Here is a 25,045-nt window from a genome sequence, read left to right on the forward strand (position 1 = left end):
TGAATAATTCAAATGCAGAGGTTCACACAAGGTAATTAAATGTCAAAAAATAATAACTCTCCAAGCGCTTTTATAAAGTTCAACTTGTGTCGCTACAATGACCATTATATGATGATTTCAATATGACCAATAGCGACAATTATGAAAGTTAGTTTATCAATTCAGACAAAACGTGCATGGCATCAGCAAAGTCCTAGCCGGCTTTACCCAAGCTTGCCTCGTTCGGTATTACCATTGTCTGCTGAATTTAAGCCCATGACTCAGATTATTAGCCATTCTCACCCATGGTCACAGCTTTCCTATTCTTGTGTTGGGGTTATGCATATTGAAACTGATGCGGGTGTTTTTGTTATTCCGCCAGAGCAAGCACTTTGGCTTCCCCCTGGCATTACGCATCAACACTTTTGCAAAAACAAAGTCAGCTATCGTAGTTTATATATCGACCCGATATTAAGTGAGATGTTAGGTAATAGAGTACGCCCATTAACAGTTGATCCTTTATTAAAGTCATTAATATTAGAGATTTCAAGCTGGCCGGAAGATTATGAAGAAACAGAAGAAACGCGTCGTTTTCTGCTGGTATTATTAGACCGCTTAGCGATAGCAAAAAGTAATGAACTTTTCATGCCAACGATTCAAGACAAAAGACTTTTCCCTATCATTGAAACCTTGAATCAAGAACCAGCAAATAAATTAACCATTGAGCAATGGGCACTCAAAGTAGGTGCATCAAGTCGCACTCTAAATAGGTTGTTTAATCAAAATTATGGCATGGGTTTTAGTCGATGGAAACAAAAGCTGAGAATATTAAAATCATTAGAGTTACTTAACAGTAACACGCAACTTATCGATATCGCTTTTGAGCTGGGTTATGAATCCACTTCGGCATTTATTACCGCTTTTAAAAAACAGTTAGGTTGCTCACCTAAAAAGTATCTTGCGACATAGATTATAACATTGCGCCTAGCTCAACTTAGTTGTATTAAGCAAAGCACAGTTTAGTCGAATTGAGATAGTTGGGTTCAACTGTGTTTAAAATATAAAAGCCCTGCTAATTTAACAGAGCTTTTAAACGAGCCTTTTCAAGAGTAATAATTAGCCGGTCGCTAGTATTACTCTTTTACTTTGCAACTTTGACCTGTAGTTTAGATTATAGTTTTAATCGATTAGTTAATGCTGCCGCTAAATCATGCTCAATTGTCGCCAGTTCATCTTCAAAGAAAAACTTATCCGTATCAAAGGGTTTAAGTAATTTCACATCATTCGTGGTTTCATCATATTTCGCTAAAAATACTTTGTCCATCCACTTCATGTTACGTCCTTCGGTGAACATCAATGCAAAGGCTCGTTCTCCGCCAACTTCACACTCGCCCATTATTGAGATTTTACCCGCAGATGTGGTCATAGAAAGGTGACGTGATGGGCGGTTAATCGACGGTAATTCACGGTATATTTTATCAAATATTTTACTAACAGCACTAAGTGGCGCGGTAAAGTAATGATGCTCACCTGTTGGTCTGGCGCAATACATAGAGTGAAAACTAATTAGCATAGTCCCTAAGATATTAGATAAATCTATCCAGTTTTGCGCGCTGCGATCGATATCGATTGAGCCATCTTGGTTCTCGAATAAACTGATGTGATTCATCATAGGACTTTGACTACGAATAACCACACCGTGGCGTTGCAAGCGACGAATAGCAGCAATAGTGGTTGGGTTTAACAATTCACGCGGCGTAGAAAAATGCGCCATCCATGCCAGTTGAATACCATTTTCATGCATTTTATCAAATACGGCTAACATCTTGTCGTACTTACTGCTTAAAATCATTTCTGGTTGGAAAGTTAATGCACGTGTGGCAAGACGAACCGTTTTAATGTGCAATAAGTCTCGCTCCTCCATTAATGGCGTGACATATTGCTCAAAACGACTAGCTGGCATATAACCACCATCCCCACCGGTAATTAACATATCAGTGACTTCTTTATGCACTTTTAAATAACGATGAATTTGGTCAATTTCTTTTTGGATAAACATATCTTCATCACCACGAACTTGCGCATGACGGAAACAGTAAGTACAAAATGAAAAGCAGTTTTGGGTGGTTTTATCAAAAATCAACTGACATTGAGGGTACTTATGCTGACTACCATCAAGAAACTCTATTTCACCTTGCTCGTTTTCAAACCAAGGTTTATTGAGCTGTTGATTACCATCGTGCGGACTGGTTTTTTCTTGGTATTCTGCAACGATAACTTTTTTTTCTGTCACGCTTGCCGCTAAGTATTCAGCCACGGTAACTTTGTTAATCATATTAGGTTGTGGCATCACTAACTGAAAAACAGAATCTTCATAAAAGTTAGTCCAGTCAATGCTATTTAAACTGTGCTTAGTCGCTAAAAATCGGTAAACCTCAATAAATAGTTCCCGCTCTTCAATATCACCAATATCAATATTATTAGCTTCAAGAATTTCAACCACACGGCGAAAGCCTGAAAGCCCAGTGTATTGATCTTTCTCATCGAACATATGGGCTGCTTTATCTAGCAAGCCCGAATGCTGTGGGTAAGACGCATGCAAGCGGCTGAGTAAACCCGGTGACAGTAGCTTTTCATCTTTAATCGTTTTACGAACGTCATCACTGTAGTGATATACATCCATCATATAGTTAATATCAATTTCGCTGACATCACTAATACCACTGTTTCGAACATGGACATTGCCATCCTGTTTAGGTTCAAGCTCTTGTGGGTTATGCACCGCAACATCAATATGCTGCGCTTTATTTGCTGAAACTTTAGAAGTGGAATCGGTCATAACAGGGCTCTCTAGTGCAAGCTCAATACATTGATGAGTTCACGCTTTTTATAAGGTAATAAGTTAAAATTTGAAGTCGAAATAAATATTTTATGATCTGATTTTCAAAGAAAGTGCGAAGTGAATCAAACGAGTAAAAATCACCAAGTTATGACTTTTGGTAATGACCTCAATAAAAACGCCCTTTATTGAGCTTGTTTGATATTAAGTAATAAAGTGAAACCTTCCCTTAGTTATACTGGCAAGCATGTAAAAATGGCTCAACAATTTTGGCCAGCTTATTAACTATTATCCAAATTCCTATTACACAATGAACTAATTAGCCAATGAACTCACTGCCTGCTGAAAGTCCACAATCAAAAAAGTTACTCCCCAGTACCAGTATGTTGGCCGCCTTTGATGCTGCAGCAAGAACAGGTAGTTTTACCGCAGCAGCAAAAGATCTAGCATTAACGCAAGGGGCTATTAGCCGACAAGTAAATGCACTAGAGCTGCAAATAAGCGTTAATTTATTTAATCGTCATAAGCAGAATATATCGCTAACCGAAGCAGGGAAAACCTACGCTAAAGAAGTAAATTCGGCGTTAAGTCATATACGTTCCGCAACACTAAACCTCATGACAAACCCCGATGGTGGCATACTTAATATTGCAATATTACCCATGTTTGGCTCTCGGTGGTTAATGCCCAGATTGGCCGATTTTTTAGCAAAACACCCACAAATCACCATCAATACAGTATGTAAGCTGTCACAATTTGATTTTTCTCATGAGGATATTCATTGCGCTATTCATTTTGGTAAAGCTGATTGGACGCAAGCCAACTGTACTTTTTTAATGGCCGAAGAAAGCGTTCCTGTGTGCTCACCCAAATTATTCGAACAAGCAGAGTTAGCAAAGGCCGATAATGTTTGTGCCAGTTTAATTAATTTACCACTATTGCATATAGCAACCAGACCTAATGCTTGGCAGCGCTGGTTTGATGAACATAAAGTCAACTCAACAACAAATGAAAAATCAAAGACAAAAACACTGCAAGACATGCACTTTGAGCAATTCTCTATAGCAACTAATGCTGCAGTAGCTGGTCTTGGCGTCGCTTTATTACCAAGGTTTTTAATTGAAAGTGAATTACAACGAGGTGAATTACAGGTGATTTGTAACAAACCCCAACTTACCGATAATGGCTATTACTTAGTAAGCCCCAATGACAAACTTAACTATGCTCCTATGTTAGCCTTTACCCGCTGGTTAACCAAAGTTATCACCAGTGAAAAGTCTCCCTCTCTGAATAAATAAATCTAAAAGTATAACTAACAATATTTATTTAATATTTTGATACTAAAAGTAATTAAGATAGATTAACGTTCATAAACGTAGATCTTAATTATAGATAGCTCTACATAATAAGTTGCGATATTTACTAGGAGTCACTAATGAAAACTTTATTTATTTTTATTCTATGTTTCATGATTACCAATGTTCACGCTAAAGAAACAGACCATGGCTTTGTTAATAAAAGTGATTCAGGCACGCTTCAAGTTTGGAATGCCGAAAGAAATGAGTGGAGTGATATTGATTCATTTTGGAAGAGTTTTGCAAAAACAAATCAAGCTAAATCATGGGGTGTTTCCGATACGTATCCCACTTATGGTGAAGTAAATGAATTTGATACGCTTGTTATAAAATTAAAACAAGGCACATGTTTGATGCAGTTTTATCATGGTCGCTGGAGACGAGCTAATGACGTTCAGCGTTGGGATGATGCTTTTAATGAGTATAGTGCTTGCCCTTATGTCTTTGATTAATTAGAGTAACCACGCAAACTATCAAATGTTAGTTTATAAAAGTTATTCACAACAAGGAGAGTCCAAAATGGATTATTTTACAGGCGCACTAAAAAAATATGCTGATTTCACCGGCAGAGCACGCAGAGAAGAGTATTGGATGTTCATACTTATTTATATGATCATCAATGTTGTTTTAGCGGTTCTTGGTTTGGATGCCATTTCAGCATTGGTCGGTCTTGGACTATTAATCCCAAGTATTAGTATAGCGGCAAGAAGATTACATGACACCGGTCGTTCAGGATGGTGGCAGTTAATAGTATTAATTCCTGTCATTGGCTTTATTGTGCTTATCGTTTTCTTAGCTCAAGATGGACATGATGCAAATGATTATGGTGTTAACCCTAAGTCTGGTACTACCGCATAAAACCTTCAAGCTAACTAAGCGTGGCAAGTAACGTCACGTAGATTAATTACCTCCTCAGTATATTGGGGAGGTAACTATATTTCGATAAGCCTTAAGTAAAACTTGCCGGGCGACTATCTTCCATTATTATATCTAATTTTATTTGCGCTTTTTTGGGATTAGCTAAATCTATTACTTCAATCATTTCACATTCATCTCTAATCATTTCAGGAATAAGACTAGGGTAATGACGACAGTCTTCTGGTCTGTCTAAGTAAATGCTGCAGGTATACATATTTGGGTCAAGCGGATTTTTTTTGGCAGCTATATCGAGAAAGGGACAGCTTGTTAACCTTGCACCTGATTCAGGGTCGAACCATATTTCGTTGTTTATAACGTATTTGAAAATGTCTGGATTAAATATTTCCCATAGGTCAATTTCTTCTTTTGTTGCAGAAAGATCACCGCCTCCGTATTTGATACAACATTTTCCGCATTGATTACAATCTTTCATAGTTCGCTATTTAATTGGCTAGACACGGCTTCATTATATCACCGATGCTGTTTTTAGTTCTCTGACTGTTACTATTTTTCTAGTGTGGCGTTGAAGCATAAAGCCCATACTCGCGTTAACTGATGCACTATAAAAAGCTGCGCTACTAGCTGACATACTGCATTCTTAGCTAAGCTATCACTAAATCATAAGTAAATCGTAGCTAAGTGAATTATGAGTTAACCGCTAACAAGGTAAATAAATGGTAAAAGTTGTGCCTTGATTTTCTTCACTAGTCACCTCTATTTTGCCCTTGTGTTTTTCAATAATCCCAAAAGAGACTGATAAACCTAATCCGGTACCAACACCTACAGGTTTAGTGGTAAAAAAGGGGTCAAAAATCTTATTGATTACCTCCTGAGGTATACCATCACCATGATCGCTTATTTCAATAGTCAGGTAATCTCTTCCTTTTTCCTGCTTAATTCCGGTAGTTATATCCAAAGCACCTTTGTCTTTTGTTGCATGAGCCGCGTTTATAAACATGTTCAACAACACTTGGTTAATTTCACCAGGATGACAATAAATTTTAGGTAATCCTATAAAGTGTTTATTTACTGTTAAGCAATATTTCAACTCATTCCATACGACTTTAAGAGACTCTTCAATGAGCATATTAATATCGCAAAGCTCTTGTTCAAAAGAGCCAGAGTGGCTCACTTTATTCAAATTACTGACAATTTCTTTAACTCTATTCAGACCTTTGTCTGTTTCAGACAGCATCGATTTTATATCATCTCTTATATAATCAATGTCTTCTCGTTCCCTCAGTTGTTGATATGCTTGTGCAATATCTTGTGATGCTAATGAGGGCAAATGAGTATTCATAAAATCATCTAACATTAACAATGAATCGACATATTCAGACAGCATAGATAGGTTACTGATTGAGTAACCTATTGGATTATTTATTTCATGAGCAACGCCTGCAGCAAGTTGACCTATCGAAGCCATTTTTTCAGATTGTATGAGCTGATGCTGAGTTGTTTTTAATTCTTTTACGGTTGACTCAAGCTTAATACAATTGTCATAAAGACTACGCGTTTTGTTATCTAATAAGTGCTCAGCAAGTAATCTCGCTTTTCGCTCTCGCTCATAGGCAACTTTATATGGGTCTGGCTTATTCATTGTGACCTTCAAACGTTACCACTAATTTACAACGCGAAGCCCCATGATGCATACATTCGGGGTGCGCTATTGATACTTTTTCATTGAATTGATCCGCGGCACCAAAAATTAAGCCGATACTCACATGACATAATTTACGCTTAGAGCTGTAATACATAATAAGGGTATTATCATCTACCGTTTCATATTCAAAGGTGGGTAAATAAGCTTTGGGATGAAGACGTTTTACTTCGACATGAATGAGGTTATCTATCGCAAGTAAAAAGCTCTTTAAGCTACCTATTGTGGAGATGTCTACTGGGCTGGTATCGTATAGTTTTTTAAATAAATATCGGCCAAACTTTTCAATTAACTGGTCAACTTCAATACCGGTTTTAATCGATAGTGCTTTCACCATGTTTATCAGTTCACTGTCTTGGTATTGCTCTCCGCTTGTATATATTCCATGTGACGGTGGATTCGTTTGTTCAATTAACTCATTCCACTGCTCCATTCCCATTTGTTCAACAATCATATCTGAGAATGCTGTATATATAGATCCTTGCATAATATCCCCATTATTTTTATTTATATAACTAAAATGCTAATTACATTAGTCCAGTTTAGTACTTAATTGATTAAACCCATAACTGATATAAAAATCAATAGATAACGTAGCATTACTACAGGACTTCACCATAGAGTTCACTCACAAAATCGATGAAGGCTTTAACTTTAGGAATTTTTGCTCGATGTTTTGGGTATAGTGCATAAATGTCAACTTTTGCCATGCCCCAGTCAGGTAGTATATTAACTAATTGACCTGAAGCCACTTCTTGACGACACATGTAATCAGGCAATACCGCAACACCTAAACCATCAACAATAGCTTGTTTGAGCATGGAGAAATCATCAACTAATAAACGTGGCTGACAACTTAAGATGAATTCCTCATTATATGATGAGCTTAGTGGTAACTTTAAGTCATTATTACCTGAAATATTAAGTGGGTTCATTATCAGCAATTGATGCTCAGTTAGTTGCTCAACCTTATCTGGATTACCTTGCTTGGCTAAATAGCTTGGGCTGGCGAATATTTTTCGGTTAATAGCACCCAACTTTTTTGCAATTAACATCGAGTCATTTAATTGCCCTATGCGAATGACTACATCAAAGCCCTCTTCAATAAAGTCAACGCGTCTATTCACTAAGTTAAGCTGTACTTTAAGATCAGGATACTGATGCATAAACCTGCCAAGTGCAGGTCTTAAGACTTGTTGCCCGGTAGCAACAGATGCCCCAATTTTTAATTCGCCTGTATAGTTATGAAAAAGTTCACAAACTGAGGCTGTCGCTAAATCGAGTTCTTCATGAATGCGTTTGCAATGGGCTAAGTAACGACGTCCTGCTTCAGTTAAATGCTGAGAGCGTGTTGAGCGTTCGAGTAAAGTAACGGCAAGGTTTTTCTCTAAACGCGATACTTTTCGGCTGACATTGGCTTTAGGAATACCAAGCCTGTCCGCGGCGCGGGTAAAGCTGCCAGTTTCAACTACGGCTAAGAAAACCATCATGTCATTTAAATCATGTTCCATTACTGTATTTCCTAAACACAAAACGTTATGTAAAGCGTGAGATTAAATGTCCCTGTTCACACTCCCTTCAACACACCATCATTGTTGTTGATAATGAGATTATCATATCAACAAAGTGCTATTTATCAAACAATGTATAACGCTTATGATTGTATTCACTGAAACAACTTACTCTATTATTAGGAGCAGAACATGCAAGTACTCAGCAGAAAATCATTACCTTTAGGCGGTTTTGCCGGTTTAACCGAACACCGCTTGGTAACTGACCGTCGTATTTTTGGCTCACGTAAAGCGCCTAATACTTTTGATGGTATTGGCAGCTTTGTTTATTTAGCAGACGCACAGTTTAACCCTCATGGCGAAACTCACATGCATCCTCACAAAGAAATTGACGTTATTTCAATCATGATGGCTGGTCGAGTAAGCCACGAAGGATCTTTAAAGCATGGCCAAAGTTTAAACGTCGGTGAAGTACAAGTTCAACGTGCTGGTGGTGAAGGTTTTTCACATAATGAGATAAACCCTGATAGCACTAAAAACCGCTTGTTGCAGTTGTGGGTATTACCTGAAGTGGCAGGACAACCTGCTGGATATAAGCATTATTCATTAAAGGCAAAAGGTGTCAGCCGCATTTATGGAGGTAAAGAGTCTGGGGGACAAAAAAACCAGAATGAAACTTTTTCCAGCAAAACAACCATAGATATTGTGCGCTTAGCTTCGGGTGAAAGCATTAGTTTTAGCGAAGAAGTACTCGCTTATGTCACTAAAGGCACAGCTGATTTTTCGGATGAAAATAATCATTTTAGTGCAGAAGACGGAGATTTAATTCGTAGCTATAAAACTAACATTTTAGCCACCAGCGACTTAGAAGTAGTCGTGGTTGGTCAACGTTAAACATAATAGTTAAATATAATAGTTAAATATTGGGCTATGTATCATCATCGGTTCGTATTTATTCGTTAACGATATTATAGAAACCATAGTCCGATGAGTAATTTATGATCCCACCTAACAAACACCTGCTTGCACTGATTAACTATATCTCATTGCTTCCTTTAGTGTATTTTATTCCTACATGGATTAGCCCCTATTTACCCGAAAATAATTTGCTGCAAGTTTGCATTGTGCTCGCTATCATTGTGCCTATTATTTCTTATATTGTGATGCCTATCACTATGAAAATATTAGTCCGAGAAAAGACTGAAAAAAATGGTCTAAAAAGTTACACCACAACTTAACATTTTATATGCCTATACCAGATATCTCACAATTCAAAAGTAGGCAGGCACAAAAAAGGCGCTATAAGCGCCTTTTATCAAGTGTCGTTAAGTCCTAGTTAGACTCAGTAAGCTAAACCTCAAATTAAGATTTTGCTTTGTCTTCAGCGTCTTGGATTTTAACTTTCCAAATTTCAGGACCTGTTACATGAGCAGACTCACCAGTGCTGTCAACGGCAACAGTTACCGGCATATCTTCTACTTCAAACTCATAGATAGCTTCCATACCCATGTCTTCAAAGGCAACCACTTTCGCTTTTTTGATTGCTTTTGAAACAAGATAAGCAGCGCCGCCTACAGCCATTAAGTATACTGACTTATGGTTTTTAATACTTTCACAAGTTTCAGCACCACGTTCAGCTTTACCGATAGTGCCTAAAAGACCTGTCTCAGCTAACATCATCTCAGTAAATTTATCCATACGTGTTGCTGTTGTAGGGCCAGCAGGACCTACCGCTTCATCACCAATGGCATCAACAGGGCCTACGTAATAAATAAACTTATCAGTAAAGTCTACAGGCAGTTTTTCGCCTTTAGCTAACATGTCTTGAATACGTTTATGCGCTGCATCACGACCCGTTAAAATAGTACCGCTAAGTAATACAGTTTCACCTGTTTTCCAATCGCTTATATCAGCTTTACCTAAATCATCAACATTCACACGGCGAACATCTTCACCGACTTCCCAGGTGATTTCTGGCCATTCTTCAAGCTTAGGTGGTGTTAAATCAGCAGGGCCAGATCCATCAAGATGGAAATGTACATGGCGAGTAGCTGCACAGTTAGGGATCATAACAACAGGTTTAGAAGCCGCATGCGTTGGTACTGAGTTAATTTTCACATCAACGACGGTTGTTAAACCACCTAAACCTTGCGCACCAATACCTAATTTATTTACACGCTCAAAAATTTCAAGGCGTAACTCTTCTTCTGCGTTTTCTGGACCACGTTCAATTAAATCTTGAATGTTTACCGGGTCCATTAAGCTTTCTTTCGCTAAGACGCCTGCTTTTTCAGCCGTACCACCAATGCCTATACCTAACATACCTGGTGGACACCAACCTGCGCCCATTGTAGGTAGGGTTTTAACTACCCAATCAGCAATCGAGTCAGATGGGTTTAACATCGCCATTTTAGTTTTGTTTTCGCTACCACCGCCTTTAGCAGCAATCATTATTTCAAGACCAGAGCCAGCAACCATATCAATATGTACAACTGCTGGAGTATTGTCTTTAGTATTTATACGAGCGCCTGCAGGGTCTGCAACGATAGATGCACGTAATGGGTTATCAGGATTTAAATACGCGCGACGCGTACCTTCATCAACCATTTGTTGCACGGTCATATCAGTTTTATCCCACTGAACTTCCATACCTACTTTAACAAAACAGGTAACAATACCGGTATCTTGACAGATTGGGCGTTTACCCTGTGCTGACATACGTGAGTTAATTAAAATTTGTGCTATTGCGTCTTTTGCCGCCGTTGATTCTTCTTTGTTATAGGCTTTTTCTAGTGCCTGAATAAAATCAATCGGGTGATAATAAGAAATATATTGCAATGCATCTTCAATACTATAGATTACGTCTTGTTGTTTAATGATGGCCATAGTGCTCTCTATTAGCTTTAATAATGCGTGGTTGAAAGTTATAATAATTCTAATACACATAATAACCCGCTATTGAAAGTGCTGCCAGAGCAAATGGCTGATAATAACTATTTAACTAGCGAATACTTAGAGTAATAAAAACCTTGTTCCAGACAATCACTGCCACACACCCAACCACTGTTATCTCAGCTAAAGAACTGTCCCTGAAAAGTGGTACTACAGCAGAAGCAATATTTGCCCCTATGGCTCAACAAGCTTGGGCTATGTGGCTAGATTCAGGTAATAGTGATCATATTGATAGCCGTTTTGATATTTTAGTGTGGCAGCCCATTGCAACCCTAACAGCACAAGGTGTTAGTACCGAGATTTGCTTTCCTGATGTTTATTATCCTGAAAAGAAAATTAGTGAGAAAAGTACTGATGATCCGCTATTACTACTAAAACAACTACAAGCACAGTTATTTACAACACCAAACTCACCACATGAGTTCCTGCCTTTTTTAGGTGGTGCATTAGGTTATTTCTCCTATGACTTAGGTCGTCGATTTGAGCAACTGCCTAATTTAGCGGAACAAGACATTAATTTGCCTGAGATGGCTGTGGGTCTTTATGATCGCGCTGTTATTTTTGATAAAAACTCAGCAAAATTTTACTTAGTTTGCCCTGATGACAAACGAGCCGAGATTGAAGTAGCACTTTTTAATTCCACTGTGTCTTCAAATATAACACCTACAAAGGGAAAACCCGATGCGACCGCTGAGAGTTTTCACTTAACTAGTCGCTGGCAAGCCAATATGGATAAAGCCGGTTACATTGAAAAGTTTAATAAAGTACAAAATTATTTATTAAGCGGTGATTGTTACCAAATTAATTTAGCACAACGCTTTAGTGCCCAATACCAAGGTGATGAGTTCGAAGCTTACTTAGCCCTAAAAACAGCAAATAAAGCACCATTCTCTGCTTTTATTCGCTTAGATAACGCGGCCATTTTAAGTGTGTCCCCTGAACGATTTTTACAGTTATCGCAAGGTAAGGTACAAAGCAAACCCATTAAAGGCACAATGCCACGCAGTGATGATAAAATTCAAGATGCCAAAAATGCCGAAATATTAAGGCATTCAAGCAAAGATAATGCTGAAAATTTAATGATTGTTGATTTACTGCGTAATGACATCAGTAAAAGTTGTCAAGCTGGCTCGGTAAAGGTACCAAAACTTTTTGATATTGAAAGCTTCCCTGCCGTGCATCACTTAGTGAGTACAGTAGAAGGTACACTTGCTAGTGATAAACATGCCACTGATTTACTGCGCGGTGCCTTTCCGGGGGGCTCTATTACGGGTGCCCCTAAAATACGCGCGATGGAAATCATCGAAGAGTTAGAGCCACACCGTCGCAGTGTTTATTGCGGCTCAATTGGCTACCTTTCCAATTGTGGCACCATGGATACCAGTATTACTATTCGCACCTTAATTTGTCTGCCAAGCGAAACGCCAGCAAGTACTTCCCTTAATGACGAGAAGACAATTCATTGCTGGGCTGGTGGTGGGCTAGTGGCTGATTCAACCGCAGAAAGCGAGTATCAAGAAACCTTTGATAAAGTTAATTGCATTTTGCCGGTATTATCAAAACTCAATCAGGTGTAGGCTTGAGTTAACCCATTAACTAAGACAACTAAAATTATTACTAATAAGTAGTACTGTTAAAGAGTAATACCAATGACTAAAGATGAATTTTTATTACGCTTTAATTTATTACAGTTGGCCGAGTCTGAGCATAACTATCAGCACCCTTTGCCACTAAGATCAGCCGCGGTACTCATCGCTTTGGTCGAGTCGGAGAATGGTGAGGGCTTGCAAGTATTATTAACTAAACGCGCTAGCCACCTTAAACATCACCCATCTCAAGTGAGTTTCCCCGGCGGAAAAGTAGAACTAGAAGATAAATCACTTATAGATACCGCACTTCGAGAAGCTTTTGAAGAAATAGGCTTATCTCGTGAAGCCGTAACAGTGGCAGGTCAATTACCACCCTATGAGACTATTAGTGGTTTTCAAGTTACGCCAATTATCGCCATTGTAGCCAGTTCACAAATTTACCAAATAGATGAAAATGAAGTCACTGAAGTATTTCAAGTACCTCTACAGCATTTTTTAACCACTACTGACCACCATGTTTTTGTTGCCCACAAAGGTGGCAAACAACACAACGTGCACTTTCTTCCCTATAAAGATTACAACATTTGGGGCGCCACCGCGGTAATGCTCAAAGATTTAGTTGCCCACATCAACTAGTTAATTCGCTCGTTCATCAATATACCCAATCTACCTGAAGATTCAGGTTTCAGCTGGAATTAGAAAAGCCTTTAGGCAAGGCTTTGATTGAAGAGAATGGTTGCGTCCTTATCGAAATCAATAACGCAGCATAAAGCGGTTCTAAACCAGCCCTATGGGGACGTTTGAGCAAAGCATGTTCTTCGTTGCCACCTTTTTTAAGGACGCTACATGGATGTAGCTTATTAGAGAATGCAGGAGCACATTCTCCCGAATAACCCTTAATAAAAAGAGGCGCCTTGATCATGACTCGCTCAAGCGTCCTGAAATACGAATCTTAAAGTAGCTTGGGTATATATCACCTTGTTAGTGCATTTAGTTATTTAATAGTTGAATATTTTGGTTCTTTATTTGCTCACTTTCAGCTAGAATTACTACCGATAAAATTAATCGACAATAATCCCATTATTCTAACAAAAACCAACTATAATTCGGAAAAGGATGAAACAATCCAAATTTGATATTGTAGCAGTCCATTTCACCGAGCTGTCGCTTAGAGGGGTTTGAGTCTATAATTAAAGAATAGTGTCTATTACATAAGCAGAGCAAAGGTAAAAATTATGATTAGTGTATTTGATATGTTTTCTATTGGCATAGGTCCATCAAGCTCACACACAGTGGGCCCTATGAAAGCCGCGAAACTTTTCGTTGATGCGTTAGTTAAACAAGATTTATTAAATAACGTCGACAGAGCTAGATGTGAACTATTCGGCTCATTAGGACAAACAGGTATTGGCCATGGTACGGGTAAAGCTGTAATTTTAGGCTTTTCCGGTCAAACACCGGAAAACATCCCTGTTGAGTCAATAGAGTCGACTTTAGCAGAAGTTGTGAGCAGCCAAAAAATATCACTCAATGGTACTCATGAAGTCAGCTTCCCTAAAGATGACGCTATTATTTATCATCGCAAGAAAACATTGCCTGCTCATTCCAATGCGATGACATTGTATGCCTATCAAGGGGATACCTTGGTATTAGAACAAACGTATTATTCTATTGGCGGTGGCTTTATTGTAGAAGATTGTGACTTCGAAAAAGAAAAAGATAAAGCATTATCGCTACACACGAATATCAAGCCTCCTCATGTTTTTACTACTGGCGATAAATTACTCCAAGAAGCTAAAGAGCATGGTTTAAGTATTAGTACCATTATGATGAATAATGAGAAGTGCTTAAACGATGAAGCGACCATACGCACTAAATTAATTGAAATTTGGGATGCTATGAAAGCGAGTGTTGACCGCGGTATTGCTACTGAAGGTATTCTACCAGGTGGTCTAAACTTAAATCGAAGAGCCCCTGCCCTTCATCGCTCTTTGATGGTGGAAAATTCTAACGATCCACTTACTGCTATGGACTGGGTTAACTTGTTCGCAATGGCGGTAAATGAAGAAAATGCTGCCGGAAGCCGCGTAGTTACAGCACCAACAAACGGCGCTGCAGGTATTATTCCTGCTGTACTTTGTTACTACGACAAGTTTGTTAAGCCAGTCTCTGATGATGATTGTATTCGTTACTTACTTACCGCAGCAGCCATTGGTATTTTATACAAGACTAACGCTTCTATTTCTGGCGCCGAAGTTGGCTGTCAGGGTGAAGTTGGTGTAGCTTGTTCAATGGCTGCTGGCGCATTAACTGAAATTTTGGGTGGTACTCCCATTCAAGTAGAAAATGCAGCTGAAATAGGTATGGAACATAATTTAGGATTAACATGCGATCCAGTTGGCGGCTTAGTACAAGTACCTTGTATTGAACGTAATGCGATGGGCTCTGTAAAAGCGATTAATGCTTCTCGTTTAGCACTTCGTGGTAATGGCACATCAAAAGTATCTTTAGATAAAGTAATCAAAACTATGTGGGAAACTGGTAATGATATGAAAACTAAATATAAAGAAACTTCACGTGGTGGTTTAGCGGTTAATATTATCGAGTGTTAGTCAGTCTCCTTTAAAATATTTAGTTGAAGCTATCGGTTAGAACGATTAGTTAAAGTTAAAAATTTAAAAGCTCCAGTAAGTGATACTTACTGGAGCTTTTTTGTTTCGTATTTTTATTTTTCAACTGAACTTGTTGGATAAGTAAATAATACCCGGTACTTAGCTTTTAATCCTTTAGCGTTGAAAGCCGTTTTAAATAGGTAGGTCCACTGGTGAAAACTAATGTAAAACGGATTATTAGATTTGATTTGACCAATGATACCGTAGCGGCAAGGACCATTTTTTTCAGCATTTTCTTCAACATAAGTACCAAAAATTTTATCCCAAATAATTAAGACACCGGCAAAGTTTCTATCTAAATACGCTTTATTGGTTGAATGATGCACTCGATGATGTGAAGGCGTATTCAATATTTTTTCAAACCAACCTAATTTATAAATAATTTGCGTATGAACAAAAAATTGATATGCCAAATTAAGTGCAACCACGGTAAAAACGGTGTTCGGATCAAAACCAATAATTATCATTGGCATCCAAAAAATCCACATACCTGCTAATGGATACATTAACGATTGTCTAAAAGCAGTTGAGAAATTCATATTGGTTGAACTGTGATGCACAACATGTGCTGCCCACAACCAATGGATATGATGTGACGCTTTATGAAACCAATAGTAGAGAAAGTCTTGTAATAAAAAAGCTATGAAAACAGTTATAAAACTAAGCGTGATATCAAACACTGCAAATTGATGTAACCAATAAAAAAACGGCATTAATAATAATAGAGCGATAGCATCTGATGCTTGATGTAAAAGTGCTAAGACGGTGTTGGCCATGCTGTCTTTAATGTCATAAAGTTTACGGTGTTTGACAAACTCATAAATTATAAAGCCTAAAAATATTGGACTCAACGCCAATAGGATCACTTCAATATTCATGCAATGTTCTCCACTGAAATGTGCCCGTCTTCAAAGTGCTCCGCTAACTTTTTCATTGCTTTGTTAATATCACTGGCAACAAAGAACTTTAACAAGAAGGATGGCAACCATTTTGGCCCATTAAATTTAATAATGTAGTCAAGTTGCGTAGTTTGGTTGTCAACGCCAAGTGATGTTAATTGAATATCGCCTTGATGATCTGATACCGGCCAGTTACCAATAATGCGATAGCAAATGTGCTCATTAGTTGCACTAATAATTTTTTCTTCAAATACTATTTTACCGATAGTGATTTGGCGAACTGCGCCTTTCCCTCCAATTAATTCCCCTTCATTTTGTATTTGTGTTGTTTTAATTTTGGCATTAAAAAATCGTTCTAATTTTGGATGGTCTAATAAAATTTGGCATACTTGCTCTACTGGAGCTGATATTTTTTGTGTTACTTCAATGGTAATCATAAATTTCACCAGATAATTCATACAAGCGTTTAATTATCTCGATTCAAGCAGAGTTAGCCTAAAACAACAAGTGTTTATTTTTTCTGCGGTGAAATAAAAATGATAAATAACAAGCAATGGGAGTGTTTTGAACAGTGCCTTTTTATATAAACTCAAAAGTACTAATGATACGTTACTAGTGGCTTTTTCATGAATATGACCAAACTAAAGCACAAATTAACTGACTATGATCTGCATAGATAGTTTCCTGTTGAAAAATTGTTAGAACTATCTTCGCTAAGGCTGTTAATCACATTTTCGTCTTGGTTAAGATCAGTTATAATGAGTTGTTCACATTAGTTTTTTTGACTATATTTGGTTATGGATCCGCAAGGCAGTCAATAATACGGGTTAACCATTATTTACATAATAACAACACCCCCTTAAGTCTTTTTCAAACCGCTTAAGGGAATAAATACCGACAATAATAAAGCCGCTAAAATTTGAACTTATCAAACTCAGCGCTTTTAAAATTAAAATAGAGGATCGAAAATGTCCGATATCAAACCAGTATCGCAAACCCACGTTATCACCGCGAGCTGCCCTAGCCAGCCTGGCACAGTTAATGTAGTTACCCGCTTTTTGTTTGAACAAGGGTTTTATATTAATGAAATTCATTCGTTTGATGATACTGATGAAGAGCGTTTTTTCATCCGTATAGAGTTTAGAGCCGATACGGCAACAAATTTTAATCGAGAAGATTTTTGCCAACAATTCGGACAAAAAGCCAGTGAGTTTGAAATGCAGTGGGAACTGGCATCTAGTCCTTATAAATCGAAAGTAGTGATCATGGTGTCAAAGCACGATCATTGTCTTAATGACTTATTATACCGCTATCGTACTGGTGATCTTAATATTGAAATTCCAGCAATCATCTCTAACCATCCAGATTTAGAAGAACTGGCCAAATGGCATGATATTCCTTATTACCATCTGCCTATCAGTAAGGAAACTAAACCAGAACAAGAAGCTAAAGTTCTTCAGATCATTGAAGATTGTGAAGCAGATCTCGTGGTATTAGCACGTTATATGCAAGTACTCTCTAGTGAAATGTTTAAAAAACTCTCTGGTAAAGCCATTAATATTCACCACTCGTTATTACCTGGTTTTAAAGGCGCTAGACCTTATTATCAAGCCTATGATCGTGGCATTAAATTAGTCGGCGCTACTGCCCATTATGTCAGTGATGATCTTGATGAAGGACCAATTATTAGCCAAGGCGTTGAAACTGTTGACCACAGTTACTACCCTCAAGATCTAGCAGCTAAAGGACGTGATATAGAATGTTTAACGCTCGCTCGCGCGGTACGTTGTCATATTGAACATCGAATTTTCTTACACGGTAAAAAATCCGTTGTATTTGCTAAGTAATAAAATACCAAGCACGCAAGTAAATAATTGGTATTAATACACGTTCAATAACAACGACTTTAGTTGTTTTTATCTGTATTGAGTTAACGACTTTTACTCACACAGCAGATAATAAAAAGGCCACTTTATAAAGTGGCCTTTTTTATATTAATAATTAACAAGTCTTCTTAATTACTACACTGCAAATGGGTACTTAATAGCTTCATGGCATTCATAACCTTCAACTTTGAAGTCATCCATTGTTACCCAAGTTTCCAGATCTTCTAACGATTTAATTTCTGGATTAATGATAAGCTTTGGTAACGCTAACGGTTCACGTTTGAGCTGAACTTCTTTCATAAGCGGTAACTGGTCTTCATAAATATGAGCATTCACTATTTTATGATATGCCATACCTGCTTTTTTGCCCGTTATTTGCGCCATTATCGCTAAAAAGGCAAAGACTTGTACTTGGTTAAAGTTAAGCCCTAGCGGAACATCACATGAGCGTTGAAAGCTAGTTAAATGCAAAGTATCACCAAGTAGCGAAAAGTTGTGGGTATGCATGCAAGGTCTTAAACAGCCCATGTGAAATTCACCAGGATTATAAAAGGTCATAATCTCAGCGCGATCATCAATACCATTTTTAAGGTTATCAACAATCTTTTTCAGCTGGTCAATAGTTCCGCCATCAGGCTTAGCCCATGAACGAGCTTGAACCCCGTAAACGCGGCCCATATCATCTTCACCTTTTCGGTGAGTATTGTTAAGCCAAGCATCATTTAAGTTAGCATTAGCATCCCACGTTTTAGTACCTAATTTACGAAAATCAGCGGCATTATCGTAGCCACGGATATAACCAATAAACTCAGCAATGGCGGACTTAAAAAAGCTTTTACGGGTAGTTATTAAGGGGAATTCGTTAGCACCAACATTGTATTGTAAATCAGCATTAATCACGGTTAAACAACGTTTACCTGTGCGTTCGTTTTCAACCCAAGTGCCTTCATCGATAATTCGTTGGCATAAATCTAAATAAGCGCGCATTAACTATTTCCTTTTACTGATTTTTTATTGGCCTTTTTATCGCCAGCTGCTGGTTTTTTTTTATCCGCAGCCGAACTACCTTGAGCAATAGCTGATTTTTGTTGCGATAAATATCCTAAATAAATAATAAGTATACCCGCTAATATCATCGGAATACTTAAGATCTGCCCTTTAGAAATAAAGGAGAAATACAAACCAAGGTGCGCGTCAGGCTCACGGAAAAATTCGATAATACTTCTAAAAACACCGTAACCAATTAAGAAGACACCAGATGCTAGTCCTAGGCTTCGTGTTCTACGGCTAATTACATATAAGATAGCGAAGAGTACTACACCTTCTAAAGCAAATTCATATAATTGCGACGGGTGACGTGGCACTTGTAATGGATCGGTTGGGAAAACCATTGCCCAAGGCACATCGGTTTGACGGCCCCACAACTCTGCATTAATAAAATTACCTAAGCGGCCCATTCCTAAGCCAATAGGTACCAAGGGGACAACGAAGTCGCCCACCACTAAAAAGGATTTATTGGTTTTACGGGCAAAAATAAATACCGCGAGAATTACGCCTAATAATCCACCGTGGAAGGACATACCCCCTTGCCATATTTCAAATAAATAGAGAGGGTCTGATAAGAAATACTCGAATTGGTAAAATAGAACATAACCAACACGGCCACCTAGAATTACTCCTAAGAATCCATAAAACAATAAGTCGCTTACTTGATCGCGCGTCCATAAACCGTTACTTCTATCAGCAGCCTTGTTTGCCATAAACATAGCCGCAAGAAAGCCAATTAGGTACATGGTGCCATACCAACGTAATGATACCGGGCCAATGCTAAATATAATTGGGTCTATCACCGGAAATTGTAAAAACTTATCTGTCATTGCTTGTCCATCTCTAGAAAATAGAGGTTAAAGTAGTAAATTAAAAACTAAATATTATTATAAAATAATATCTCTAAAATTTATCGGTTAAATATCGTGGTAAGAATAGATATTTTATTGCGCAATATTATACGCTGTAAAACCGCAAAGTACCCACAGAAAAAACATTAACCTATCATCATTTTAATAGCGACGAAAATAAGAAAAACGGCAAAGAATTTCTTCAAGGTTTTTACCGGTAGTTTACTCGCGTATTTAACGCCTATTGGCGCAAATATTGATGAACTTATTACAATGCCTAATAAAGCAGGTAAATAAAGATATCCTAAGCTCAAGTCAGGAAGATTGGGTAAATTAAATCCAGTAATTATGTATCCAAGGGAACCAAACAGCGCAACCATTACACCACAAGCGGTTGCAATACCTATTGCGTGTCGAACCGGTACACCAAAAAAGCTCAATGATGGCACTAAAATAGCACCACCGGCAATGCCCATTAAACTTGAAATGATACCCGTTATAAAGCTTAGTAATTGCAATACGTAAGTGGCGGGTAACGACCTTTCTTTGGAGGCGTTTATAGAGAGCAACATATAAGCGGCGAGTAAAATAACGACGAAAGAGAAAAAACTCGTTAATGCTTCACTCGAAAGTGAATCAGCAATAAAGGCTCCTACCAATGCCCCTACCGCAACTAAGATCATTAACTGTCTTGCCAACTGCCACGGAATATTCTTTTTTCGATGATGAGCATATGCTGCACTCGTTGAGGTGATAACAATCGCCCCTAAAGAAGTACCTAGTGCCATGGGCATAACCACATCGCCACTAACGCCCACCATAGGAAGTAAATACACCAATGCGGGTACTATGATGAGACCGCCGCCGATACCCAATAAGCCCGCTAAAAAACCAACAACACTACCTAAAACGATACAAGAAATTAATACGGTTAAAATCATTCTGTTTTGCGGAAATTCCGCTCCTAAATATGGAATAAAAACTATGCGTGGGTTTGTCGTTTGTCTTTATTGGTTAAGGCTAAAACTAATAACCTGCCCGAATAAATCCACCAAGACCGAGTACTTCAAGCTGTTCATTAAGGTAACTGTGCACTTGCTTAGCTGTTGTTAATGTTAATGCTTTATCTAAAATATTTTGCGCTTGTTCAAAGGAAATATGGCGAATAACCCACTTAATACGAGGAACGTTATGGCCATTCATACTAATTTTGTCAAAACCCATAGCCAATAATAAAATGGCCCCTGCAGGTTGTGAGGCGAGTTCTCCACATAAACTAATGGGTGTTAAATATTGCGCTGATTGTTGCGCAATACTATTTAAAGCGTTTAAAACTGCAGGATGAAAAGCATCATATAAATTAGCTACTTGACTATTATTTCGATCGACTGCTAATAAATACTGTGTTAAATCATTACTACCAACAGAAAAGAAATCAACACGTTTAGCCAAGGCTTCCATTTGAAAAATAACCGATGGCACTTCCAACATAATACCGACTTTGGGCCGTACTAATTTGGCAGAAACCGCTTGCGCTTTTTGTTGTGCTTGTTGGAGCGTTAAATGACCATCCTCATTACTAACTGACATGAGTTCTGTCGTTATATCTTTGGTCAATTCAGCTTTAAGCTCAAAAAATGCCTGATTAATTAATCTATTTGCTTCATCAATTTCTTCAACACCCGAGATCATAGGCAACATAATCTCTAAGTTATTTAATCCTTGATTTGCCCGTAACATGGCACGTACTTGTACCAGAAATATTTCAGGGTGATCTAAGGTGATCCGTATGCCGCGCCAACCAAGAAAAGGATTTTCTTCATTAATGGGGAAGTATGGCAATGATTTATCGCCGCCAACATCCAGAGTACGCATGGTGACGCCGTGTTTAGGAAAAGCCTGTAACACTTTACGATATAACTGAGTTTGCTCTTGCTCTGACGGAAAACAGTTACGATTCATAAAAGGTATTTCAGTACGGTATAAGCCAATACCCAATGCACCAAGTTTAGTTGAGTGTTCAAAACCGGCTGATAACCCCGCATTAAGTAATACTTCAATGGCTCTGCCATCTTGGGTAATACAAGGTAACTGCGCTACTTCCATGACTTTATTGGTCAGCGCTTTTTCCTGGCTCAATAAATATTGGTACTCTTGTATTAACCCTTCATCTGGGTTAATAAATAACTCGCCACTATAACAATCAATGATCGCCTGTTGCTGATGCAACTGACCAAGCACAAATGCATTGACTCCCATTATGGCTGGTAAGCCTAATGAACGCGCTAAAATGGCGGCGTGAGAGTTATTAGAGCCCGATAAAGAAATAATCCCTAACAATCCCTGATGCTGGTATTGAGCAACCAAGGATGCACTGACATCTTGTGCCAATAAAATGAATTCGTTTGGTAACTCCAGCTCTTCTTTTGCTTGCTGCTGAATATTAACCAATAAACGAGTGCCTAAATCTCGAATATCACTTGCGCGTTCACGAAAGTAGCTATCTTCAATGGCTTCAAACTGGCTAATATAATGTTCAATCACTAACTTCAATGCGCTATCGGCGCGCCAGCCTTTTGATATTTTAGCCGCGACTTCGTGGCCTAAACTAGCTTGCTCTAACAATTGTTTATACACGTCAAAAATAGCTAAGCTGTCGTCATCTATAGCTTCACTTAACTGACTACTTAAGACATTAAATTCTATACGCGTTTTTTCAACTGCTTGCTCAAAGCGCAGCAATTGCTTTTGGCTGTCTGTAGATTTTTTTAATGAGACCGCAGCAAGATCAGCTTGCGGTTGGCAGACAATAATTTCACTTAGAGCAATACCTGGAGCACCAGCAATACCATGTAACTGCTTTACACCATGATTTTTTTGCTGTTGGTGACTTAGCAAGTTTTTAACTTCAGCATTCGCTAAAGCACTGGCAAGTTGCGCCGAAAGTGTCACTAAAAAAGCTTCATCATTTTCAGTATAATGACGAGACTCTTTTTGCTGAATAGCTAAAATACCAAGTACTTTACGTTGGTGAATAATAGGTGTGCCTAAAAAAGCATTGAAATCATCTTCTTCAACTTCTGGCGCATGCATATAGTCTTGATGTTGCTGAGCATCAGCAATATTTAACGGCTCTTCTCGTTGACCAACTAAACCGACTAATCCTTCAGAGAAACCAATACTCGTTTCACCTACTGACGTTTTAGCCAAGCCATCGGACGCCATTAATAAAAAATGTTGTTGGTGGTAATCAGCGAGATAAATTGAACAACAATCTGTTTTCATCGCTTTTTTTACACTGTATACCATACGTTCAAGCGCATTTTGAAGTTCAGCTTCTTGACTAAACTCTAATACTATTCGACGCAAGGTAGTTAACATTTAATTCCTCAGTAATACTAAACGGATTAATAGAATAGTCCATTCGATATAATTCATGGTTAACGTAAAGTGAAAATTTATAAAAAAATAGCCCACAATAAAGTGGGCTATTAGGATTCTTAACGCGAATTTACAATCATAGTAATAATTAGGTTTTTTTGTTATTAAGCCCTACGTTTACGGCGATCTGGTCGCCTTTCATACGTTAGCGGTAAAGCAAAATTAGCAAATTCTTTCATGACCATTCGATAAACATCCCGTTTAAAAGACACTACCTGTCTGACTGGATACCAATAACTTACCCATCGCCAGTCATCAAATTCAGGATGCGAGCTATGAAGTAAATCAACTGATGACTCAGCTGCAGTAAGCTTTAATAAAAACCACTTTTGCTTTTGACCAATACAAACGGGTTTAGAGTCATGCCTAATATAACGTTTTGGTAATCTATATTTTAACCAATGCTTAGTAGAAGCAACAATTTTCACGTGTTCAGGTTTTAAACCAACTTCCTCATGTAGTTCTCGATACATGGTTTGTTCAGCAGTCTCACCTTCATCAACTCCACCTTGTGGATATTGCCATGAATGTTGTCCATACCGCCTTGCCCAAAATACTTGTCCCATTTCATTAATTATTACTATGCCGACGTTGGCGCGATAGCCTTCGGCATCGATCACAGGAACTCCTGACAATATATAAAATACTTGCCTCAATTCAACCATATTAACGTCAGTGGAGCAAATGATTACTTTAATTTTTTTAGTAAATCTATGATAATAGTCACTAACCTTAGTAAGAAAATATTTCCTGGTTAATGTCGCTTCTTTTATGAACATACCCTCTTCTGAACAAGAACTCATGAACAACGCTAAAAATTTAGCCGGTTTAACATTAGGTGAATTGGCTGAGCAAGCGGGTATTGTCATTCCAAAAGACTTAACCCGTAATAAAGGTTGGATCGGTTTATTACTGGAGCATATTTTAGGTGCTAGTGCTGGCTCTAGGCCTGAGCCTGATTTCCCCCACTTAGGTATTGAGTTAAAATCATTGCCTATTAATGAGCAAGCTAAACCGCTTGAGACAACCTTTGTCAGTGTTGCCCCCTTAACTGGCCTTGTTGGCGTAAATTGGCATAACTGCTATGTGCGCAAGAAACTAGCGCGAGTATTATGGGTGCCAGTGATCACGCCAAAAGATGTGCCAATAAGTGAGCGTATAGTAGGCACACCTTTTTTGTGGTCACCCAACGCCGAAGAAGAAGCATTATTAGCCCAAGACTGGCAAGAACTCACCGACATGATTGTACTAGGTGAAGTAGAAAATATTCATGGTAAACATGGGCAAGTAATGCAGCTAAGGCCCAAAGCGGCCAACAACAAAGCAAGAACACAAGCGTTCGATCGTAATGGTAAACCTTTTATGACGTTACCCCGTGGTTTTTACCTTAAGATTAACTTCACGCAAAGTTTACTGCATCGTTATTTGAGAATTAACTAACATCGA

Annotated in this window: 24 protein-coding genes; 11 read left to right on the forward strand and 13 right to left on the reverse strand. The window is 38.2% G+C overall.

The annotated features are described in order from the left end of the window. Positions 1-141 precede the first annotated feature (141 nt). Positions 142-948, forward strand: a complete 807-nt coding sequence (locus ESZ36_RS12705; protein WP_146788522.1) for an AraC family transcriptional regulator — start codon at positions 142-144, stop codon at positions 946-948. Between the two features lie 202 nt (positions 949-1,150). Here the strand turns inward: ESZ36_RS12705 and ESZ36_RS12710 are convergent, their stop codons facing one another. Next, positions 1,151-2,818, reverse strand: a complete 1,668-nt coding sequence (locus tag ESZ36_RS12710; RefSeq protein WP_146788525.1) for a hypothetical protein — start codon at positions 2,816-2,818, stop codon at positions 1,151-1,153. A gap of 326 nt (positions 2,819-3,144) precedes the next feature. Here ESZ36_RS12710 and ESZ36_RS12715 point away from each other — a divergent pair, with 326 nt between their 5' ends. The 3 genes from ESZ36_RS12715 to ESZ36_RS12725 all read left to right on the forward strand — a co-directional run bounded on the left by ESZ36_RS12715 (position 3,145) and on the right by ESZ36_RS12725 (position 5,031). After that, positions 3,145-4,116 (forward strand): LysR family transcriptional regulator, encoded by a 972-nt coding sequence (locus ESZ36_RS12715; RefSeq protein WP_146788528.1) that lies wholly within the window; start codon positions 3,145-3,147, stop codon positions 4,114-4,116. Positions 4,117-4,253: 137 nt separating this feature from the next. Then, complete coding sequence (locus ESZ36_RS12720; protein WP_146788531.1) at positions 4,254-4,625, forward strand: hypothetical protein; 372 nt, start codon at positions 4,254-4,256, stop codon at positions 4,623-4,625. A gap of 67 nt (positions 4,626-4,692) precedes the next feature. Further along, positions 4,693-5,031, forward strand: a complete 339-nt coding sequence (locus tag ESZ36_RS12725) for a DUF805 domain-containing protein (protein ID WP_146788534.1) — start codon at positions 4,693-4,695, stop codon at positions 5,029-5,031. A 91-nt stretch (positions 5,032-5,122) separates the two neighbouring features. Here ESZ36_RS12725 and ESZ36_RS12730 read toward each other — a convergent pair whose 3' ends face one another. The 4 genes from ESZ36_RS12730 to ESZ36_RS12745 all read right to left on the reverse strand — a co-directional run bounded on the left by ESZ36_RS12730 (position 5,123) and on the right by ESZ36_RS12745 (position 8,262). Continuing rightward, a complete protein-coding gene (locus ESZ36_RS12730; RefSeq protein ID WP_146788537.1) occupies positions 5,123-5,524 on the reverse strand; it encodes a YkgJ family cysteine cluster protein in 402 nt (133 codons plus the stop codon). Positions 5,525-5,749: 225 nt separating this feature from the next. Next, positions 5,750-6,691, reverse strand: a complete 942-nt coding sequence (locus ESZ36_RS12735; RefSeq protein WP_146788540.1) for a sensor histidine kinase — start codon at positions 6,689-6,691, stop codon at positions 5,750-5,752. Beyond that, a complete protein-coding gene (locus ESZ36_RS12740; RefSeq protein WP_146788543.1) occupies positions 6,684-7,238 on the reverse strand; it encodes a heme NO-binding domain-containing protein in 555 nt (184 codons plus the stop codon). The genes ESZ36_RS12735 and ESZ36_RS12740 overlap by 8 nt, the downstream gene beginning before the upstream one ends. Positions 7,239-7,353: 115 nt before the next feature. Next, complete coding sequence (locus ESZ36_RS12745; protein ID WP_146788546.1) at positions 7,354-8,262, reverse strand: LysR family transcriptional regulator; 909 nt, start codon at positions 8,260-8,262, stop codon at positions 7,354-7,356. A gap of 192 nt (positions 8,263-8,454) precedes the next feature. On the opposite strand from ESZ36_RS12745, the gene ESZ36_RS12750 reads away from it, so the two are divergent. Together ESZ36_RS12750 and ESZ36_RS12755 are read left to right on the forward strand one after the other, a co-directional pair. Next, positions 8,455-9,156 carry a pirin family protein gene (locus ESZ36_RS12750; protein WP_146788549.1) on the forward strand — a complete coding sequence of 234 codons (702 nt, stop codon included), beginning with the start codon at positions 8,455-8,457 and terminating at the stop codon, positions 9,154-9,156. 104 nt (positions 9,157-9,260) lie between these two features. Continuing rightward, positions 9,261-9,500, forward strand: a complete 240-nt coding sequence (locus ESZ36_RS12755) for a hypothetical protein (RefSeq protein ID WP_146788553.1) — start codon at positions 9,261-9,263, stop codon at positions 9,498-9,500. A 124-nt stretch (positions 9,501-9,624) separates the two neighbouring features. On the opposite strand, the gene ESZ36_RS12760 is transcribed toward ESZ36_RS12755, so the two are convergent. Further along, positions 9,625-11,148, reverse strand: coding sequence for a fumarate hydratase (locus ESZ36_RS12760; protein WP_146788556.1), 1,524 nt, complete (start codon positions 11,146-11,148; stop codon positions 9,625-9,627). 143 nt (positions 11,149-11,291) lie between these two features. On the opposite strand from ESZ36_RS12760, the gene pabB reads away from it, so the two are divergent. The 3 genes from pabB (at position 11,292) to ESZ36_RS12780 (ending at position 15,415) form a co-directional block, all read left to right on the forward strand. Continuing rightward, complete coding sequence (gene pabB / locus ESZ36_RS12765; protein ID WP_146788559.1) at positions 11,292-12,791, forward strand: aminodeoxychorismate synthase component I; 1,500 nt, start codon at positions 11,292-11,294, stop codon at positions 12,789-12,791. 72 nt (positions 12,792-12,863) lie between these two features. Then, positions 12,864-13,439, forward strand: a complete 576-nt coding sequence (locus tag ESZ36_RS12770; RefSeq protein ID WP_146788562.1) for a CoA pyrophosphatase — start codon at positions 12,864-12,866, stop codon at positions 13,437-13,439. A gap of 599 nt (positions 13,440-14,038) precedes the next feature. After that, positions 14,039-15,415 (forward strand): L-serine ammonia-lyase, encoded by a 1,377-nt coding sequence (locus ESZ36_RS12780; protein WP_146788568.1) that lies wholly within the window; start codon positions 14,039-14,041, stop codon positions 15,413-15,415. A 113-nt stretch (positions 15,416-15,528) separates the two neighbouring features. Here the strand turns inward: ESZ36_RS12780 and ESZ36_RS12785 are convergent, their stop codons facing one another. Beyond that, positions 15,529-16,353 carry a sterol desaturase family protein gene (locus tag ESZ36_RS12785; protein WP_146788571.1) on the reverse strand — a complete coding sequence of 275 codons (825 nt, stop codon included), beginning with the start codon at positions 16,351-16,353 and terminating at the stop codon, positions 15,529-15,531. Beyond that, positions 16,350-16,811: an SRPBCC family protein gene (locus ESZ36_RS12790; RefSeq protein WP_246129094.1), complete on the reverse strand. Its 462-nt coding sequence runs from the start codon at positions 16,809-16,811 to the stop codon at positions 16,350-16,352. Before ESZ36_RS12790 ends, ESZ36_RS12785 begins: the two co-directional genes overlap by 4 nt. A gap of 531 nt (positions 16,812-17,342) precedes the next feature. On the opposite strand from ESZ36_RS12790, the gene purU reads away from it, so the two are divergent. Then, positions 17,343-18,221, forward strand: coding sequence for a formyltetrahydrofolate deformylase (gene purU / locus ESZ36_RS12795; protein WP_146788577.1), 879 nt, complete (start codon positions 17,343-17,345; stop codon positions 18,219-18,221). A 174-nt stretch (positions 18,222-18,395) separates the two neighbouring features. Here purU and ESZ36_RS12800 read toward each other — a convergent pair whose 3' ends face one another. From ESZ36_RS12800 to rppH, 5 genes are all read right to left on the reverse strand, one after another. Continuing rightward, positions 18,396-19,247 carry a thymidylate synthase gene (locus ESZ36_RS12800; RefSeq protein WP_146788580.1) on the reverse strand — a complete coding sequence of 284 codons (852 nt, stop codon included), beginning with the start codon at positions 19,245-19,247 and terminating at the stop codon, positions 18,396-18,398. Continuing rightward, a complete protein-coding gene (lgt, locus tag ESZ36_RS12805) occupies positions 19,247-20,137 on the reverse strand; it encodes a prolipoprotein diacylglyceryl transferase (protein ID WP_146788583.1) in 891 nt (296 codons plus the stop codon). The genes ESZ36_RS12800 and lgt overlap by 1 nt, the downstream gene beginning before the upstream one ends. Before the next feature lie 167 nt (positions 20,138-20,304). Then, positions 20,305-21,099 carry a sulfite exporter TauE/SafE family protein gene (locus tag ESZ36_RS12810; RefSeq protein WP_146788586.1) on the reverse strand — a complete coding sequence of 265 codons (795 nt, stop codon included), beginning with the start codon at positions 21,097-21,099 and terminating at the stop codon, positions 20,305-20,307. Between the two features lie 85 nt (positions 21,100-21,184). Next, the gene (gene ptsP, locus ESZ36_RS12815) at positions 21,185-23,539 is read right to left on the reverse strand and encodes a phosphoenolpyruvate--protein phosphotransferase (RefSeq protein ID WP_146788589.1); all 2,355 of its coding nucleotides are present in this window, start codon (positions 23,537-23,539) and stop codon (positions 21,185-21,187) included. A 164-nt stretch (positions 23,540-23,703) separates the two neighbouring features. Next, on the reverse strand, positions 23,704-24,219 hold the full coding sequence (gene rppH / locus ESZ36_RS12820; protein ID WP_146788592.1) for an RNA pyrophosphohydrolase: 516 nt from the start codon (positions 24,217-24,219) through the stop codon (positions 23,704-23,706). Between the two features lie 151 nt (positions 24,220-24,370). Between rppH and mutH the strand changes: the two genes are divergently transcribed. Then, the gene (mutH, locus tag ESZ36_RS12825) at positions 24,371-25,039 is read left to right on the forward strand and encodes a DNA mismatch repair endonuclease MutH (RefSeq protein ID WP_146788595.1); all 669 of its coding nucleotides are present in this window, start codon (positions 24,371-24,373) and stop codon (positions 25,037-25,039) included. Positions 25,040-25,045 lie beyond the last annotated feature (6 nt).

It is taken from the genome of Colwellia demingiae (genome assembly GCF_007954275.1).
Classification (GTDB): domain Bacteria; phylum Pseudomonadota; class Gammaproteobacteria; order Enterobacterales; family Alteromonadaceae; genus Colwellia; species Colwellia demingiae.